Here is an 18,473-nt window from a genome sequence, read left to right on the forward strand (position 1 = left end):
AAGTTCTTAGCAAATTACCTGCCGTTGACCCTGAGCCTACCTAAGGGCTGCTCCCTGAGCCTGTCGAAGGGTGTCGTGTTCAACATTCCCTTCGACAGGCTCAGGGAACGGCAGGGTCAGAACTCTTCCCAATCCCCATCATCGGTGCCGGATTTCACACTAGCCACTTTCACTGGTCTGGCAGGTGATGGGCTTGATTCTGCTGATTTTGAGGCTAATGGTCGGGCTGACCTGCCTGCTGAACCTCGCATCGGGTTGTTGATGACGCGTCGGTCACTTTGCTTGTTGATCTGGCTTCTATTCTGACTTTCACCTTCAAGCTGAAACACACTGACCGCATTCATCAGTTCATCGGCTTGTTCCATCATCGATTCAGCTGCAGCAGCGGCTTCTTCTACCAGAGCGGTGTTTTGCTGGGTCATGTCGTCCATCTTCATCACTGCGTCATTGACTTGTTCAATGCCGATACTTTGTTCCTGCGATGCAGCGGCGATTTCACTGATGATGTCGGATACCCGTTTGACTGAGGTGACGATTTCCTGCATGGTGTTACCGGCATTTTCAACTTGCTTGGTGCCTGCTGCGGTTTTGCTGACAGAGTCTGAAATTAGATCTTTAATCTCTTTGGCGGCACTGGCGGAGCGTTGTGCGAGATTACGCACTTCACCAGCCACCACAGCAAAGCCGCGACCTTGTTCACCTGCTCTGGCGGCTTCTACTGCGGCATTGAGGGCGAGAATGTTGGTTTGGAAGGCAATACCGTCGATGACTGAAATAATGTCTTCAATCTTTTTGGCACTGGCATTGATTGAGCTCATGGTACCGACCACTTCAGAGACCACATCGCCGCCTTTAACTGCCACGCTGGAAGCCGCTGTAGCAAGCTGGTTGGCTTGTTTGGCGTTGTCGGCATTTTGTTTAACGGTAGAAGAAAGCTCTTCCATGCTGGCGGCGGTTTTCTCCAGTGATGCTGCTTGCTCTTCAGTACGACGTGATAAATCGGCATTACCTTGAGCAATCTCTTTAGCCGCAGTGCTGATGGTTTCTATTGCTACTTTAACGGTGGCAATCGGGCTGACAATCATTTCCAGCGTTTCATTCACGCCTTCTACTATCTTGCGGAAGTCGCCTGAATGGGCGCTTGCATCAGCACGTACAGAAACACGGCCATCGTTGGCGGCGTTGGCTAACATTTGCACATCACCCACTAAGGCATTGATAGACTCGATACAGGTGTTGAGGTTGTCTTTAATATTGTTAAAGTCGCCGTTATAGTGGTCGGTAATCCTGTCTGGAATATCGCCACTGGCAATGTTTTCCAGCTTGCTAGCCGCCATATTCAGTGGCGTTACAATCGCATCCAGCGTTGCGTTTAAGCCTTCGACTACTTTACGATATTCACCCAAGTGTTTTTCAGCATCAGCTCGTGTCGTCAGATTGCCTGACTCCGCTGCTTCGGCCAACAAGTTGCCATCGGCCACCAGCGCTTTGATTGCATGTCCACATGCATTCAGGTTGTTTTTAATAATATTGAAATCACCATTATAGTTTGCGGTAATCTCAGCAGGAATAACCCCTTTAGAAAGGTTATCCACATAAGTGGCAGCCATATTTAACGGACCAATTACAGCCTCTAACAGGCGATTAGTGCCTTCACTGATATCACGTAAAAAGCCTGGCGGTAAGCTGGAAGCATCGATGCGTTGCTTCAAATTACCCGCCACCGTCTGCTCTATCAGTGCGGCTACTTTTTGCTCAGCCGCCACTTCTGCCGTGCGATCGACCCATTGCGTCATACGGCCCAGATATCGACCATCGTCAGCATCGTGAACCGGGTTAAGCAAAAGCTCGAGGTGATGACCCGCATTTACGGTATTTATTTGTTTAGGGCCCTGAAGTTCCAGCGCAAAATTTTCGCGGTCGGCATCGTTTTCAAGATACTGCCCTACTTTTGTTCGCAACATTTTATCTACAGAAAAGCCAGGATGACGCACAGCGATGCCTGTCGCCATGTTCTGGAACAATGCCTTAGCGCCTTTATTCATATAGATAAGCAAGTTATGTTCGTTAGAAATAGTCACCGCCATTGAGGCGTTGTCTAACGCGGCGGTAATACGATTAACGCCATTCAATGTTTCAACATGATCAAAATCCAGCCGTGTCTTTAAGGCGCGGTAAGAATCCATAACATCGGTCAACTCATCTCTATGCCCGGTGCGTCGCACGGATTCATGATCGAGGCCTTGTGCACTTGCCAGCAAATACCTGACGGCATCTTGCACGCGCGGTATAATCGCCTGATAGAGCATCCAGCCTAGCAGTCCAGCTAGCGCAACTCCAATGAGAATAAAGGCAATGCTGAGATTGCGCTGATAGCTGTAATTACTCTCTGCAGCTGCAAACTCATCGCCCGCCACTTTAAGTTGCAGGTTAATCAGTTCACTGATTTTATCTGACAACGGGTCTATGGTCGGATAAAGCTCAGAACTGGTAAATGTGGCGATGCGCTTAGCATCCTGGCTACGCAGTATGCTTTGCAAGGTGGCAGTAGTTGCATTAGCCTTGGCAAATAAAATTTCCGCTTCAGCCACCAGTTTTTTTTCCTCAACCACCAGATAAGTGCTGGTATAGGCTTTCCATTGCTTGTCCACTTCACCTAATGCTTTATCAACACTCGCCTCGCCCTGTGCCCACGTCATATTGCCGTTGCGCACTTTGTGCGAGGTATCGACTATATTCACCGCATACATATCAGCAACGACTTTGAGTTGTTGTAAGGGAATCACTCTATCTTGATAAACCGTGGTAAGTTTATCGTTACTATATTGAGTACCAGCCAGGCCGTTATATCCAACTGCCAGGCTGGACAATGCCACCACCATAAAAATGGAAATGATTCTGGATTTCAAGCTAAACTTGCTCTTGAAACTGTGGAATTTACCCAACATGCTCGCAGCCCAGCCCTGGCCTTCTTTGATGACACGGTGATAGCGCATGGCCCCCTCAATCTGCTGGCGCGATGCTTTTTTCCGCACAGAAATAAAGCCTACTACCTGACCACCTTCATTCACCGGCGAAACAACCGCCTCTACCCAATAGAAATCGCCGTTTTTACAGCGATTTTTCACTATGCCGATCCACGGCTTGCCTGTTTTCACGGTATTCCATAAATCGGCAAACGCCTCGGGCGGCATATCGGGATGGCGCACAATATTATGGCTCTGGCCAATCAACTCTGCTTCAGCAAACCCGCTAACCTCTATAAAATCTCGATTCACAAAGGTAATTTTACCTTTCAGATCGGTTTTAGAGACAATTTGTGACGACTCTTTTAACTCAATCTCGTGTTGAGTGACAGGCATATTGATTTTCATTTTAGTTCCTTTTTAACTTGGCGGATTCAAGGTTGAATCCGCGTTTAAATCTACATTCGCTTTTTTTAGTGGTCTGTGACCGCAAATAACACCGCAACAATATTCAACATCGCATTCGGGGTGAAGCACCCCTCCTACAATAAACCCTTAAAATTCTTCCAATTTTCTTTGTACCACAAGGGCACTCCGATTTTCTAAGAGATAAATCTCTTGAAAAGTCGTATGTAGGAGCGGTCTGTGACCGCGAATAACACCTAATTCAAACTCCCTCGATTCCACTTCATTTCATCGAGGCTACACTTGCTAACCGTTCCCTGAGCTTGTCGAAGGGAATACTCAAATACTGCCCTTCGACAAGCTCAGGGAACGACTTGAGGCTCATGGAACAGTTTGAGGCTCAAGAAATCCAATGTTTCTAATGTCCAAGTGCATGCACAACTTTTTCGGCTATCACGTTAAGTTTTGGCGATGCTCTACCCACGCTTTTATTGCTAATTTTACGCACGTCACCATCCAACACAAACACACTCACCACCGCTGTCATTTCTTCCGCTTGTTCCATCAACGATTCAGCGGCGGCGGCGGCTTCTTCAACCAATGCCGTGTTTTGTTGTGTGACATCATCCATTTTCATAATGGCATCGTTAATCTGCGCAATACCTGCACTTTGCTCGGTTGATGCGGCGGCAATTTCACCAATAATGTCAGAAACTCGTTTTACCGAGCCGACGATTTCCTGCATGGTTTCACCAGCCATTTCAACTTGCTTGGTGCCTTCTGTGGTTTTGCTCACGGAATCGTTAATCAGCTCTTTAATCTCTTTAGCCGCACCTGCTGAACGTTGCGCCAGGTTACGCACCTCGGCTGCCACTACCGCAAAACCCCGACCTTGTTCACCTGCCCTTGCCGCTTCTACCGCCGCATTCAAGGCTAGAATATTGGTTTGGAAAGCAATACCATCAATCACAGAAATAATATCTTCAATCTTTTTCGCGCTGGCATTAATAGCACTCATAGTGCTCACTACCTCACCAACCGCATCCCCACCTTTTACCGCCACACCGGAAGCTGCAATGGCAAGCTGATTGGCTTGTTTGGCATTATCCGCATTCTGTTTAACGGTCGATGAAAGTTGATCCATGCTGGAAGCGGTTTTTTCCAAACTTGCCGCCTGATCTTCAGTACGGCGTGATAAATCCGCATTACCTTGCGCGATTTCTTTAGCCGCAGTGTTAATCGCTTCTGCTGATTGTTTAACCGTGACGATTGGTTTAACAATCATCTCCAGCGTTTCATTCATACCCATGACGATTTTTCGGTAATCGCCCATGTGTCTGGCAATATCAGCGCGGACCATTACACGGCCTTCACGTGCGGCATCTGCCAGCATTTGTGCATCCGCATTCAATGCTTTCAAGTTGCTGCGCACTTGCTCAATCGCTTCATTGACGAATGCTTTTTTACCTGGGAATTGTTCAAGCGGCGCATCAAAATTACCTTCACCAAATTCTTTAACGCAAGCCAACGCTTTCTCGGTAAGTTCTATTTGCCCCGCTACAATATGATTGACTGATGAAGCAATTTCACTGAAACCACCTTTGAACATATGCGCATGCAAAGTCATATCAATATTGCCTTTTTCATGCTCTGCCGTCACCCATTTCACTGAATCTACAATACCCTTGAGTTTGCCGTTGAGTCTGTCTAAATTCTTGTTAATTTCAGCTTTTTTGCCCGGATATTGCTGCATTTTGACGTCAAAATCGCCATCCCCCAGCGCACGGACTAACTGAATCATCTGCTCTTTTTCTTGCACATGGCCACCCACCATATTATTTACGCCATGCACCATTTCTGCATAAGCGCCTTGATATTTGGTTTCATCAATCACCACCTCTATATCGCCAGCGTCATGCTCTTTAGCCATGTGCTGCATATCGGCAATAAAGGTTTTAATGTTGCTGCGTAACAGCTCTACACCTTCATTGATAAATGCACGCTGACCTGGAAATCGCTCCAACGGCGCTTCAAAATTACCATTTGAAAACTCAGCAATACATGCCGTGACTTTGCGCATGACGTCTGCCTGATTTGCGGCCATTTCATTCACATTTTCTGCCATGGTTTTATAGCTGCCATGAAATTTATCTGTATTGATAGTTGCTTTGATGTTGCCTAACTTGTTCTCTTTTGACATCGAACTTTGCTCGTCAATCACTGCTTTAAGGGTTTGCTGCATGGTAAGCATGGTTGCCATTAGGCTGTTTTTATCGCCACTTGCAAGTTCTATCTGGTAACTTAAATCACCTTCAGCAATCGTGTTGGCAATATTAGCCACCTCATCAGGCTCGCCGCCTAACTGTTTGCGCAAGTTACGTGTAATCATAAAACCCAAGATTGCGATAGCAAGCAAAATCAGGGCTCCAGTTATTAAGGACACATTTTTAGCTGCCTTTTTAATTACAGCTGCTTCTTCAGCCATATCCTTACCGAGCGCGACTTTATAGTCCATGTGCGCTGCAATATCATTATTGGCTTTTTCTGCAGTTGCACGAATATCAACATATAACTGATGTGCAAGGTCTTTTTTGTTGTTACGTGAGGCAGCTAAAATAGGCTCTAATCGCACATAGTATTCTTTCAAGCCAGCTTTATCGGCCTCAAGCATTTGCGCTTCTTTGTCATCAACCACATAAGCCTCATAGCCTTTGAAAAGTGTGCCTAGCTCATCCTGTAGATTTTTAATCGCCACTTCCACTTCGGCCATCTTGCTTGCATCAGTAATGATGGTGTGATTAGCCGTACGGATACGCAAGGTATTGAATTTGTACCTAACCTTATCCAGCTCAATAATGCTAGGCGCAATATTGGTATTGGCGTAATTGGTGTTGGTATAAACCTTTTCCATTTGCTGCTGGTTTAATACCATCATCCCTATCAGGCCTATCATGGCGATAAAGGTTAATAGCAACATTTTTTTGGCAACGGTCATATTCATTTCGCTCTCACATTTCGATACATAATAATTATCAAATTAAATTTTATTGCTAACGTATTCCACCATTTCGTTCCCTGAGCTTGTCGAAGGGCGTTCCCTGAGCTTGTCGAAGGGGACACTCACTGCCCTTCGACAAGCTCAGGGAACGACAGGCTCAGGGAACCGCCATCTTAAAACTCTTCCCAATCGCCATCATCCGTACCTGTTTTTAACGCTACTTTGGCCGTACTGGGTTTAACCACTGCTTTAGGTGCCAGACGCACGGCTGGCTGGCTAGACGCCCTCATTGGGTTACTCACTGTGCGGCGGTTATTGCTTACTGGGTTCCCACCGCTCAATTTAAACGCACTCACCACATCAATTAAGCTTTCAGCTTGCTCTACTAATGATTCTGCCGCTGCTGCCGCTTCTTCAACCAAGGCGGCATTCTGTTGCGTCACTTCGTCCATGCTGGTCACTGCAGTATTCACCTGGTCGATTCCTGCGCTTTGTTCTACTGAGGCTGCAGTAATTTCGCCCATGATGTCGGTGACACGTTGTACAGATGAAACAATTTCTTGCATGGTTTTACCTGCTTGTTCAACCTGTATGGTGCCTTCGGCAGTTTTATTCACGGAGTCTGCAATAAGCTCTTTAATCTCTTTTGCTGCGGTGGCAGAACGTTGCGCCAGATTGCGCACTTCACCTGCGACCACCGCAAAACCTCGGCCTTGTTCACCCGCTCTGGCGGCTTCAACCGCTGCATTTAAAGCAAGAATGTTGGTTTGAAAGGCAATGCCGTCAATGACTGAGATAATGTCTTCAATCTTTTTCGCACTGCTGTTAATGGCACTCATAGTATTAACCACCTGGCCGACAACTTCACCGCCTTTAACTGCGACACCTGAAGCCGCTGCGGCAAGCTGGTTGGCTTGTTTGGCGTTTTCTGCGTTGTTCTTCACGGTTGAAGCGAGTTGTTCCATGCTGGCTGCGGTTTCTTCTAAACTTGAAGCCTGCTGTTCAGTACGTTCTGAGAGGTCATTATTACCAGATGATATTTCACCTGCGGCGGTGTTGATGGTTTCACCCGCTTCACGCACCTGCACGATAACTTCGGTCATTTTGTCCATCAGTGCATTGACGCCGTCGCAAAGCGAAGCAATCGCGCCTGTTTTACCGTCTAGTGAAACACGGCTGGTTAAATCACCGGCTTTTGCGCCTTCAATAACGCCTCGGGTTTCTTCAACTGCATTGGCGAGTGTTTCTGCGCTGTTATGCTGCTCGGTAATATCCGTCGCGTATTTCACCACTTTGAATGGTTTGCCATTCATGTCTAAAATCGGGTTGTAAATGGCCTGTAGCCAGACTACCTTACCACCTTTACCAATACGTTTGACTTGACCTATTTGCGCTTCGCCACGGCCTAACGCATCCCAGAAGGCTTTGTATTCGTGGCTGCTACGGTAAGCAGGTTCTACAAACATACTATGATGATTACCGACGATTTCTTTTTCGCTGTAGCCAGTCACGTTGGCAAAGTTGTCATTCACTGCAAGAATTTTACCTGTGAGGTCAAACTCAATCACACCCTGCGTTTTTTGAATGCCGGATATCTGGCCTGCATTATCAGCCGCTTGTAGTTTAGCTTCGGTAATATCCATGGTGTAATTAACGATTTTGTATGGCTTACCATTTAAATCGACAATCGGGTTGTAAGAAGCTTGAATCCACACTTCTCTACCACCTTTGGCAATACGTTTGTACTGGCCTGCATCGGTGCCGCCTTTTACCAGTTTATCCCATAAGGTTTTATAGGCGTCACTCTTGGCAAAGCTTGGGTCTAGCACCATGCTCACATGTTTACCAAGCAATTCAGCTTCTTTGTAGCCCAGCATATCTAAGTAAACCTGGTTGACCTTAATGACAATGCCATCCAGACAAACTTCAATCACGCCTTGCGATTTACTGATGGCCGAGATTTGGCCTTCATAATCGGCATTTTTGATTTTTTGCGCGGTAATGTCGGTGGCGTATTTCACCACTTTGTATGGCTTGCCTGCTGCACATAAAATCGGGTTGTATGAAGCTTGTATCCAAATCTCTTTGCCACCTTTACCAAATCGCTGAAATTCACCGGCAATAGCCTCACCACGATTAAGTTTTTCCCAAAACTGTTTGAACTCGGTGCTGGCAGCGTATTCAGGTGCTACAACTGCGCTGTGGTGCTGGCCTACTACTTCAGCCAGGCTGTAACCCAGCACATTTAAGAAAATATCGTTGGCGGCAATCACTTTACCATCCATGCTGAACTCAATCACGCCGGTAGATTTACTGATGGCGGCCAGCTGGCCTTCATACTGAACTGATTGCTCTTTCACTTTGTCTGCCAACTCATGCTGGGCACTAATATCCGCGCCCAGCCTGGTTTGCATACCTTTTAATGACTGCAATACACTGCTCAACTCACTATTGCCTTGCACATCAATCGCTGTGTCGAATTTGCCTTCCTCAATTTGTCCAAACACTTGAATGGATTTTTCTAACGGTTTAGTAATGGAACGTGACACGACCAATCCGAGCCAGAACAAAATAGCAATGGCGCCACTTAACCCACCCAATGTAAGCAGGCGTATATTTTCATAGTTTGTGGCAGCTGCCTGATATTCTTGTTTGGCTACATCGCCTTGCAATTTAAGCAGCGCCGTCATTTCAGGAGCAGCTACGTCGTAGAGTTCACGCGCCTTGCCAGACAGTGCTTTTGTTTCTTCATAGTTATTTGCCCGCAATGCAGTCACAGCTGGATTCAACGCCTCTTTGACAAACTTGCCACGACTTTCTGCAAACTTATCCGCCAGTATTTTTTCTTCAGGCGTCAGGTAGGTCGCCATGTAACCTTTCCATAATCCGGTGATAAGCTCTATGTTATGTTCAATAGCATCAGCAGATTTTGCAGCCATTTCAGGGTTCATGACCAGCGAGGTTTTCTTTCCCGCAGTATCAATTTCCACTTCACTGAGCGCGATTCTCAAATATGTCCGGTTTTCCAGCATGAGGTTGGAGATTTTGCCTAAATCCCCTAATGGCACCATGCGGTCTTCATACACGGTTTTAAGGCTGTTGTTTGCCATGGATAGCTCGTAAAGACCTAATCCTGCCTGCGTCATAACCACCAGAGCCGCCAGTCCGACCATACCAGCCAGACGTTGGCTTACTTTCATGTTTTGCATAGAAAATTTCATTTTTAGTCCTTTAATCAAAAGTTCTTTGTTATTGGTTTTATGTAGGAGCGACGACTCGTCGCGATTGCACCACTGCTTCGCGACGAGTCGTCGCTCCTACAAAACTTTAATGCACTGCCACGTTGTCCATCAACGCCATTTCCTGACTGCTCATGAGTTGTTCTATATCTACCAAAATAAACATCTGCGTTTCTACTGAAGCTAAACCTACGATGTATTTAGTATCAATATTTGAAACTAACGATGGCACGTCACGAATTTGATCTTCTTTTAAGGCCATTACGTCTGAAACACCATCCACCACAATGCCGACCACGCGACCGTTGAGATTCAAAATAATCACCACGGTGAATTCGTCGTATTCAACTTTGCCGAGATGAAACTTGATGCGCAAATCGACAATCGGCACGATTTTGCCGCGCAGGTTTACTACGCCTTTAATGAAATCCGGCGTGTTGGCGATTTGCGTTACTGCGTCGTAACCACGAATCTCCTGCACTTTTAAAATCTCTAAGCCATATTGCTCATCACCCAAAACAAAAGTCAGGTATTCCCCTGCTGCATTTTTTGTTTTTGTTGAAGCGGTTTTTGAATTGGCTGCGTTATTTACGATATCTGTACTCATTTTGTAAGCTCCTTTGGTATTGCTTGGTTTGCGTAGTGTGAGAAGGCAAAAGCGCCAGTGAGGTAGTTGGTTGTTTGCCCCATTTGAATAATGGCTGAAACATCCAGAATCAACGCTACACCGCCATCACCCATGATGGTGGCGCCAGATACGCCCGGCACTTTTCTATAATTGGTTTCAAGGCTCTTAATCACTACTTGTTGCTGACCGACTAATCGATCTACAAACAGCGCGGATTTTTTACCGTCTGATTCAAGCAACACCAGTACGCCTTCAGTAGGGTCGGTAATATCGGTGTGGTGATTAAATAAACTATGTAGCGCGATAATGGGCAAATACTCACCGCGCACATGCACCATGCGACCTTCGCCTGTCACAGTCTTAATATCCTCCGCACGTGGCTGTAAGGTTTCTACAATGAGATTTAACGGGATAACATAAATGCTGTTACCCAATGACACTGACATGCCGTCTAAAATAGCCAAAGTCAGCGGCAGTGAGATTGAAATAGTGGTGCCGTAACCAAGGGCCGAGCGAATTTCAACTACGCCATTCATCGCGGCGATATTACGCTTCACAACATCCATGCCTACACCACGGCCTGAAACGTCTGTGACGACTTCTGCCGTTGAAAAACCTGGTGCAAAAATGAGTCCGAACACTTCGGTATCGGTCATGTTCTCGCTGACTGTCAGCCCATTCGCTTTAGCTTTTGCGAGTAATTTTTCACGGTTTAGCCCAGCGCCATCATCAGTCACTTCAATGACGATACTGCCGCCTTTATGTGCGGCAGAAAGCGTCAGCGTACCTACTTCACTCTTACCTGCAGCCCTTCGGCCGGCTGGCATTTCAATACCATGGTCCACGCTATTGCGTACTAAATGAGTAAGCGGATCTACAATGCGCTCGATTAAACCTTTGTCTAGCTCAGTAGCCGCACCTACAGTAACAAACTCTACTTTTTTGCCTAATTTGGCGGCTAAGTCGCGCACCATGCGCGGAAAACGTGAGAACACAAAGTCCATCGGCATCATGCGAATCGACATAACAGATTCTTGCAAATCACGCGTGTTACGTGTGAGTTGCCCTACACTGTTAATGAGTGGCTCATATTGAACAGGGTCAAGATTGCTAATACGCTGCTCTATCATGGCTTGTGTAATCACCAGCTCGCCAACCAGGTTAATCAATTGGTCTACCTTTTCTATGCCTACGCGTATGGATGAAGTTTCTGCACTGGCTGGTGCTTTATCAGATTCACGGCGACCTTGATTTCTCCTTTCTACAGCCTCTGCTGCTGTCTTTGTCGCTGCTTCTGCTTCAACCTTAACAGCCACTTCTGCCTTGCCTGAATTCGCTTCTGTAGTTAGCGTGTCATCACCAATCAGGGTAGCAACCGCTGCATCAGGGTGCGGTTTAAACGGCGCAAAAAAACCGTAACCTTCTTCTACATTTTCTTTGCCTTCTATAGCAAATAGCCCGTAACCCACTTCTTCATGAATGGCCACTTTACCTTTAGTTCCTGCATCTGCAACAACTGGTGTACTTGCTAATACTGGTTTATCGCTAACATCATCCTCAAATAATCCAAAACCGGCATCTTCAACGATTACCGCCTTTGCCTCAGCAATCACCGGCCTTACGTGTGCCGCTGTATGCGGTGCCAATGAAATAACTAAGTCATTAGGGTCAAGCACAAATGAGCAGATTGAAACAATGTCGTCTTGCGTTGAATCCGTACTGAGTACTAATACATAACGACCATGTTCATTTTTACTGGATGCCACTTCACCTAACAGGCCAAGCTCCTCTTGAAGATTGGTCGCATCTTTATCTGAAATTTCCGGCAAGAAAATATGAAAATGTGTTAATCCATCAGCAGGCACTTGATCTGCCGCCTGAGTTGCCACTTGTGCAGCGACTTCTGGCACAGCTGCCTTTTTCTCATCTACTACAGGTGTTGTTTGCGGTGCACTAACACTGGTCGCAGGCTTGTTTACCAAACCACCTGCTTCAGAAAGCGATTTCAGCATCATCTTGACGTCAGCTACCTGCTCCTGGTCAACCTCTGTAGCGAATCGGTGACCGTCCACTTCCATTTTTAGTACGTCTTTAGCTGCCAAAAAGGCATCAACATGCTCGGCTGTGAGCGCCATTTCATGTTTTCGGATTTTATCCAGCAAATTTTCAAGCACATGGGTAATTTCGGTCATATCCATGAAGCCGAATGTAGCTGCACCGCCTTTAATAGAGTGGGCGGCGCGAAAAATCGCATTCAAATCTTCGGTATCGGGGTTTTCTATATCGATGCCAAGAAGTAAACGCTCAGCTTCAGCTAACAGCTCTTCTGCTTCATCAAAGAAGACCTCATAAAACTGACTCATATCAATTGTCATTGCTGTACTCCGTTTATGTATTTAACTGCTTCTGTAGGAGTGGTCTGTGACCGCGAAAAAACGTGACCATCAACCGTCAATATTCGGGGTGAAACACCCCTCCTACAAATATAATTACGACCCAATCACCTTTTGCACTACTTCGATTAAGCGTTTTGGATCAAACGGTTTAACCAGCCAGCCATTGGCACCTGCGGCTTTTCCTTTAGCTTTCATTTCATCGCTGGATTCTGTGGTGAGCATTAAAATCGGCACTTTTTGATATGAACCTAATTCACGCAAGTTTTTAATGAGCGTGAGGCCATCCATAATCGGCATGTTTTGGTCAGTCAGCACTAAATCTACGGTCTTTTCCTTGGCTTTATCCAAGCCATCTTGCCCATCAACGGCCTGAACCACATCGTAACCAGCGGCTTTAAGACTAAATGCCACCATCTGGCGAAGAGAACCTGAGTCATCTACTGCTAGAATTGTTTTTGCCATTTCATTCACTCACTTTTTTCATTGTTAATCTTGCTTATCATTAATAAAGAACTCTTATTTTTAAGGAATTCTTTAAGCGTTTTAAGACTTATCACATACTACTTAACGGCATAAATTTCAGAATTTTTAGCCGTACTAATTAAAAAATATTGGCTAAAAAAGTTCAATATCTCCTGTTGCCATATCTTGAGACTTGACCGAAGGCCGCGACCCAGCTGCCAGGTTGTGACTACTGGCATGCAATTTACGGTCAACCTCTTCAAGAAAGTTAATCAACTGTTCTTGCTCATTACCTAGCTCTACTACTTCGTCATGTGTAACCAACTCTTGAAGCAAATCTTTTAATCCATTCACATGATTGACGGTTCTGGTTAACAACTGGCTAGTGAGATCTTGAAATTGCAAGCCAGTAATCACCGCATTCACTTCATTCACTATATTTTGCTTAAACACTTCAAGCTGCTTAGTTTCCGCATGATTAAAATGGTGTTGTTCAATCAATGAATCTAATATTTGCTGCTGCTTGGTGACAGAGTCATGCACTGAAATAAAACTTGCGCTTAAGTCTTCAATCGCTTTATTGAGTAAATATGTGGTCTGCAATAAATCAGCCTCCACTCGAAGCAGATGCTGCTTACCATGCCCTGATACTGCTGCAAGTAGGTGCCTTAATTTTAAAATCGGTGGAGTATCCATACGCATAATCATGTTCCAAAGTGCTTAATTTCAATTTAGTGAATACGACCAGTTAAACGAATCAATTCTATTTTTATTGTTTTAACCTGCAATAAGCGTTATGGATTCTTGATCGCTTCACTTACATCTGCTGCGGTTGAATCTGTTGACACGCTGACCGCTGCGCTGTCTTTTAACGCATTTTCTTCAGCTTGCTTGTTCATAATGATGATGCTGATGCGGCGGTTAGTAGCATTAAACGGATTTTCTTTATCAAACAAGCTTGCAGAAGAAAGTCCCACTACCCGCAATAATTTTGTTTCATCCATGCCACCCGCCACCAATTCACGGCGTGAAGCATTGGCGCGGTCTGAAGATAATTCCCAATTACTATATGATTTTTCACCAGTTGGGTATGGCGTTGCATCGGTGTGGCCTGACAAGCTTATTTTGTTAGGCACGTCATTAAACATTTGCCCCAGCTCTTGCAAAATCTGCTTGGCATAGGGCTGCATATCAGCTTTGGAAGAATTAAACATCGCTCGGTTTTGCTCATCTACAATCTGCACACGCAAACCATCAGAGGTAATATCCAGCAATAGCTGATTTTTAAATTTCTTTAAATTTGGACTATCATCAATCGCCGCTTCTATTTTCTTTTTTAGTTCTTCTAACTTTACTTTCTCTACTTTTTCCAAGGCTTTCTTCGCATCTTCTGCATCAAGCGTTTTTTTCTTGCCGTCAGGTCCGTCAACAGGTTTTACCTGCCCTTGTTTTTTAGTCAGGTCTTTACCGCCGCCGCCTTTTATCAAAGTGTCACTCGCGCCAACGGAAGTGCCGCCCATCATTGCCACTTTTAAAGGTGTTTTAAAGTAATCAGAAATGCCTTCTTTTTGCGCCTTTGAAGTAGAACCTAATAGCCACATCAGCAAAAAGAACGCCATCATGGCGGTCACAAAGTCGGCGTAAGCAATTTTCCATGCGCCACCGTGGTGCCCACCACCGCCTTTTTTAATCTTTTTTACGATAATCGGTCTTACGCGTTCTTCAGCCATTACATGCTCCGTATTCAGTCACTGTTTTATGGATGTCTCTAAAATTTAAACTTTTAGAGACATCCATCACTATCAAAGTGATGCTTAATAATTTGCTATTTGTTTTTAGTTTGTTTAACGTGTGTTTCAAGCTCAGCAAAACCTGGGCGCTCAGTTGAATAAAGAATTTTTCGACCAAACTCCACTGCAATCGCTGGCGCGTAACCATTAAGGCTTGAAATCAGCGTCACTTTTACCGTGTTATACATCTTGGTGCTCTCTTCAAGCTTTTGTTCCAGCAACCCAGAAAGCGGACCAACAAAACCATAAGCCAGCAAAATACCCAGGAATGTACCTACCAGCGCATGGCCAATCAAAACGCCTAATTCATTTGGTGGTAAATGCAAACTTTCCATGGTGTGCACCACCCCCATCACCGCCGCCACAATACCAAATGCCGGAAGCGCATCACCAAGCTTGGCAATACAATGAGCTGGCACATGGCCTTCCATGTGATGTGTTTCAATTTCGCTATCCATCAGATTTTCAATCTGAAAAGCATCCATATTTCCTGAACCCATGAGACGCAAGTAATCGGTGATAAACTCTGTCAGATGGTGATCATGAAGCAGTTTTGGGTACTTGCTGAATAGCGGGCTGGCTTCTGGATTTTCCACGTCGTTTTCAATCGACATCATGCCGTCTTTGCGAATTTTGGATAAAATTTCAAATAACAGTGCGAGTAAATCCATATAAAGTGCTTTGTTAAACTTAGAGCCTTTAAACAAGCTAGGTAGCGCCTTGACTGTGGCCTTGAGTGCTTTATTGTCATTACCAACAATAAATGCGCCTAATGCCCCGCCAAAAATCATCAGCACTTCCAACGGCTGCCACAAGCCACCCAAATGGCCGCCAGCCATAGCATAGCCGCCAAAAATGGTGGCGCATATCACAACGTATCCAATAATGACAAACATACTTGCGTACTCCAGAATTGATAAATGAAAATTACTAAAGTTAAATAAAGGGTTGAATAATTAGATTCAGAATATCAATCTATTGAGCAAATCAATCTGTGGAATAAAGGGGGATTTTCAGGCTTATATTGTGTTTAATCATTAACCTGCTGTTCCCTGAGCTTGTCGAAGGGAGTGCTCAAATACTACCCTTCGACAAGCTCAGGGAACGGCTTATTTACCCGTCGCAATTGTTGCATTGCTTCGTGGCAGGTCGTTACTCCTAAGCTATTTTCCACACATAAATTGCAGGAGAACTTTTACTGCCTTCAATATGCATTGTCGGCACGATGCCAGGAATCTCAAACTCCAGGCTAATCAGCAAGCTGCCTGGTAACATCTCCTGACTGGCTTTTTCCCACAAAGTTAGCATGGCTGCAGGCGACAAATAGGCAAAAATAACATCGTAATTTGCAAAGTCCAGCGCAGTGTAATCGCCCAGTTTAAATACGGCAGAAGATCGGCGAAATTTTGCGCGGACAAAACTTACCATCCACGGTAGCGGCGCAATTTCAATGCCTTCAATATGGCTGTCTGGCCTTATTTTGGCAATGTACATAGACATGTCGCCCAAGCCGCTGCCAATATCAATCAGGCGCACTGGTTTAGTTTGCGGAATGATTTTGGCGACCTGTTGCCAGACAATCGGGCGAGATGGAAAAAATGGCACTTGAGTGCGAAATGTAGTCCAAAATAGACTCAAGCTGATGATGAAACCTGCTAGATATAGCTCGCTGGGCACATGCCATTGGGACATACCCCATGCCGCAACCGGAAAACATAAGTGTATCCAGCGCCACCAGCTATCCATACCGGCTATATAAGAAAATATCGCGGCTAAAAGTGCCTGCATCAGCACCAAAGTGAAAATAGAAAAATTTAAATCTGTTTTAAAATAAGCTGCTGCAAGCCAGCCAGCCAGCCAATAACCCGCAACCAGCGTGATAAAAGCAGCGCATTGAATCAAAATTGCAAGTGTCGCAGGCGCTAAGTGTATTTTTGCGCGTAATGATTCAACAGTACGTTTTAATAATGCCTTTTTACTGACCAACCGCTCTGACTTAATCACTTGATTAAGGAACCGTTGAGACGAGCCAAACTTATTCAGTACTTTTTGCATGATTCAATAAAATGCCGTATTCATTAAAATACTGTATCAATTGTCAGTACGTGCTTACGCTGACATCGCAACAATTTTATAAGTCAGTTCTTTTGCTTTTTTAGTTTTACCGGCACGTGAAGGTACGTGGCATAAGTTACATACATATTTGTGATTTAAATCATAAGTGTTCACAATAAAACTACCGCCGCAGCAATTACAGTTTTGCATTTTCAACATTTTGCTTTCAACAAAACGTACCAATGTCCAGGCACGGGTCATTGATAAAACAGGTTCTTCTTCACCTTCTTGCACTACCTGTTGCAGGTAAAGACTATAAGCTTTGATAATGGCATGTATGCCTTTTTCATCGGTGTAGTCCACCATGAATTTATAAATATTGTAGAAAATAGACGAATGGATATTGGGCTGCCAAGTTAAGAACCAGTCTGTTGAGAAAGGCAACATCCCTTTAGGAGGCGATACACCTTTTAACTCTTTGTATAGTTTAATCAAACGCTCACGTGACAAACTTGTTTGTGACTCAAGCAATTGTAATCTAGCGCCAAGATTAATCATCTTAATAGCCAACTGGATTTGCTCTGATTCATTTACTACGCTTTTCTTTTCCATCATATTCTCCTTAACCTAAAGTCAAATTCAATGTACGTTAACTAATGCGCTATTGCCTCAGCGTTTTGGCCTGCCATTAAAACAGCCGTATGCAAGTGAGCTTGTGAACGGTCTTTTGTGTAGTTGGTCAGCATGCCTAAAATTGCACTGTCATCAAAACGGAAACGTGCTAGCATCATATTTGTGCTGCTGAGTTTTAATAACTGCAAGTTGCTTAAACCTTCTAACAGATCGGCAATATCTTTGCTGATACCTAAACGGAAGATTGCGGTTGCTTTATCAGAACGGATTAATTGTTGAGCCAACATTAGGTAGTTTAAATTGGCATCTTTAATTTCTGACATCATTTCAAATTCATTCATTTTTATTTCCCCATTCATTTTTACTTCGGTTGACAATAATGTGTTGCGCGTATGGGTTGTACTTTGAGCTTATTAACATGAGTTAACAATTAGTGTTTGTCGGTTTATTAAGTAAGACAAGCGGACGCACCCTTGTAGGTGTTTGTCTTACAAACACCTACAAGGGGCTAATGGAATCTATATTTTTCATACACTTAGGTGACGCTGCCACCTTCAAGTGCGGTTATAATTTATTTAAGTTAGTAATATCATTCTAAAAATATCCTAAAATTTCTCTAAAGTTTTACAAAACTTCACCGTTACCTCTGTCTGCTCATTTGTGTCAAATACTTAAAATACAGCGCTTCATTCAAAGTTACGGTATCAATTTCAAGTTCTTTAATTACCTGGCGAAAACAATTTCGGTTTCATCTAATAAATATTTATCGGCAGCACTTTAAAAAACTTTAGGGTTATTTCAAATAATAATTTAATTTAATTTACAAGCTATTGAATTAATTCACTAAATTATATAAAAATAATTTTAAAAACACCTTTTTTTAACCATTTATCACCTTCAA

At 44.4% G+C, this 18,473-nt stretch carries 12 protein-coding genes; all 12 read right to left on the minus strand.

Annotated features, from left to right (window positions below; translation table 11 throughout):
• Positions 1 to 116: 116 nt before the first annotated feature.
• Positions 117 to 3,374, minus strand: a complete 3,258-nt coding sequence (locus Q8J82_RS11350) for a methyl-accepting chemotaxis protein (protein ID WP_305328333.1) — start codon at positions 3,372 to 3,374, stop codon at positions 117 to 119.
• A gap of 415 nt (positions 3,375 to 3,789) precedes the next feature.
• The gene (locus Q8J82_RS11355; protein WP_305328334.1) at positions 3,790 to 6,372 is read right to left on the minus strand and encodes a methyl-accepting chemotaxis protein; all 2,583 of its coding nucleotides are present in this window, start codon (positions 6,370 to 6,372) and stop codon (positions 3,790 to 3,792) included.
• Between the two features lie 170 nt (positions 6,373 to 6,542).
• Positions 6,543 to 9,590 carry a methyl-accepting chemotaxis protein gene (locus Q8J82_RS11360; protein WP_305328335.1) on the minus strand — a complete coding sequence of 1,016 codons (3,048 nt, stop codon included), beginning with the start codon at positions 9,588 to 9,590 and terminating at the stop codon, positions 6,543 to 6,545.
• A 106-nt stretch (positions 9,591 to 9,696) separates the two neighbouring features.
• Entirely contained in the window at positions 9,697 to 10,215 is a 519-nt protein-coding gene (locus Q8J82_RS11365) for a chemotaxis protein CheW (protein WP_305328336.1), read from the minus strand.
• Positions 10,212 to 12,611 (minus strand): chemotaxis protein CheA, encoded by a 2,400-nt coding sequence (gene cheA / locus Q8J82_RS11370; protein WP_305328337.1) that lies wholly within the window; start codon positions 12,609 to 12,611, stop codon positions 10,212 to 10,214. The genes Q8J82_RS11365 and cheA overlap by 4 nt, the downstream gene beginning before the upstream one ends.
• 114 nt (positions 12,612 to 12,725) lie before the next feature.
• Positions 12,726 to 13,094, minus strand: a complete 369-nt coding sequence (locus Q8J82_RS11375; RefSeq protein ID WP_300387995.1) for a response regulator — start codon at positions 13,092 to 13,094, stop codon at positions 12,726 to 12,728.
• Between the two features lie 153 nt (positions 13,095 to 13,247).
• A complete protein-coding gene (locus Q8J82_RS11380; RefSeq protein WP_370868652.1) occupies positions 13,248 to 13,796 on the minus strand; it encodes a chemotaxis protein in 549 nt (182 codons plus the stop codon).
• Positions 13,797 to 13,888: 92 nt separating this feature from the next.
• The gene (motB, locus tag Q8J82_RS11385) at positions 13,889 to 14,824 is read right to left on the minus strand and encodes a flagellar motor protein MotB (RefSeq protein ID WP_304890967.1); all 936 of its coding nucleotides are present in this window, start codon (positions 14,822 to 14,824) and stop codon (positions 13,889 to 13,891) included.
• A 95-nt stretch (positions 14,825 to 14,919) separates the two neighbouring features.
• Positions 14,920 to 15,780 carry a flagellar motor stator protein MotA gene (gene motA / locus Q8J82_RS11390; protein ID WP_304890968.1) on the minus strand — a complete coding sequence of 287 codons (861 nt, stop codon included), beginning with the start codon at positions 15,778 to 15,780 and terminating at the stop codon, positions 14,920 to 14,922.
• 262 nt (positions 15,781 to 16,042) lie between these two features.
• Positions 16,043 to 16,939 carry a class I SAM-dependent methyltransferase gene (locus Q8J82_RS11395; RefSeq protein ID WP_305328339.1) on the minus strand — a complete coding sequence of 299 codons (897 nt, stop codon included), beginning with the start codon at positions 16,937 to 16,939 and terminating at the stop codon, positions 16,043 to 16,045.
• Positions 16,940 to 16,993: 54 nt separating this feature from the next.
• Positions 16,994 to 17,551, minus strand: a complete 558-nt coding sequence (flhC, locus tag Q8J82_RS11400) for a flagellar transcriptional regulator FlhC (protein WP_305328392.1) — start codon at positions 17,549 to 17,551, stop codon at positions 16,994 to 16,996.
• A gap of 41 nt (positions 17,552 to 17,592) precedes the next feature.
• Positions 17,593 to 17,913, minus strand: coding sequence for a flagellar transcriptional regulator FlhD (gene flhD / locus Q8J82_RS11405; RefSeq protein WP_305328340.1), 321 nt, complete (start codon positions 17,911 to 17,913; stop codon positions 17,593 to 17,595).
• Positions 17,914 to 18,473: the final 560 nt, after the last annotated feature.

The organism is Methylotenera sp., from assembly GCF_030684185.1.
Lineage (GTDB): Bacteria > Pseudomonadota > Gammaproteobacteria > Burkholderiales > Methylophilaceae > Methylotenera.

Coding starts and splice junctions, on each gene's coding strand:
- Q8J82_RS11350 (WP_305328333.1), bottom strand. CDS start 3,374: ATGAAAATCAATATGCCTGTCACTCAACACGAGATTGAGTTAAAAGAG.
- Q8J82_RS11355 (WP_305328334.1), bottom strand. CDS start 6,372: ATGAATATGACCGTTGCCAAAAAAATGTTGCTATTAACCTTTATCGCC.
- Q8J82_RS11360 (WP_305328335.1), bottom strand. CDS start 9,590: ATGAAATTTTCTATGCAAAACATGAAAGTAAGCCAACGTCTGGCTGGT.
- Q8J82_RS11365 (WP_305328336.1), bottom strand. CDS start 10,215: ATGAGTACAGATATCGTAAATAACGCAGCCAATTCAAAAACCGCTTCA.
- cheA (WP_305328337.1), bottom strand. CDS start 12,611: ATGACAATTGATATGAGTCAGTTTTATGAGGTCTTCTTTGATGAAGCA.
- Q8J82_RS11375 (WP_300387995.1), bottom strand. CDS start 13,094: ATGGCAAAAACAATTCTAGCAGTAGATGACTCAGGTTCTCTTCGCCAG.
- Q8J82_RS11380 (WP_370868652.1), bottom strand. CDS start 13,796: ATGCGTATGGATACTCCACCGATTTTAAAATTAAGGCACCTACTTGCA.
- motB (WP_304890967.1), bottom strand. CDS start 14,824: ATGGCTGAAGAACGCGTAAGACCGATTATCGTAAAAAAGATTAAAAAA.
- motA (WP_304890968.1), bottom strand. CDS start 15,780: ATGTTTGTCATTATTGGATACGTTGTGATATGCGCCACCATTTTTGGC.
- Q8J82_RS11395 (WP_305328339.1), bottom strand. CDS start 16,939: ATGCAAAAAGTACTGAATAAGTTTGGCTCGTCTCAACGGTTCCTTAAT.
- flhC (WP_305328392.1), bottom strand. CDS start 17,551: ATGGAAAAGAAAAGCGTAGTAAATGAATCAGAGCAAATCCAGTTGGCT.
- flhD (WP_305328340.1), bottom strand. CDS start 17,913: ATGAATGAATTTGAAATGATGTCAGAAATTAAAGATGCCAATTTAAAC.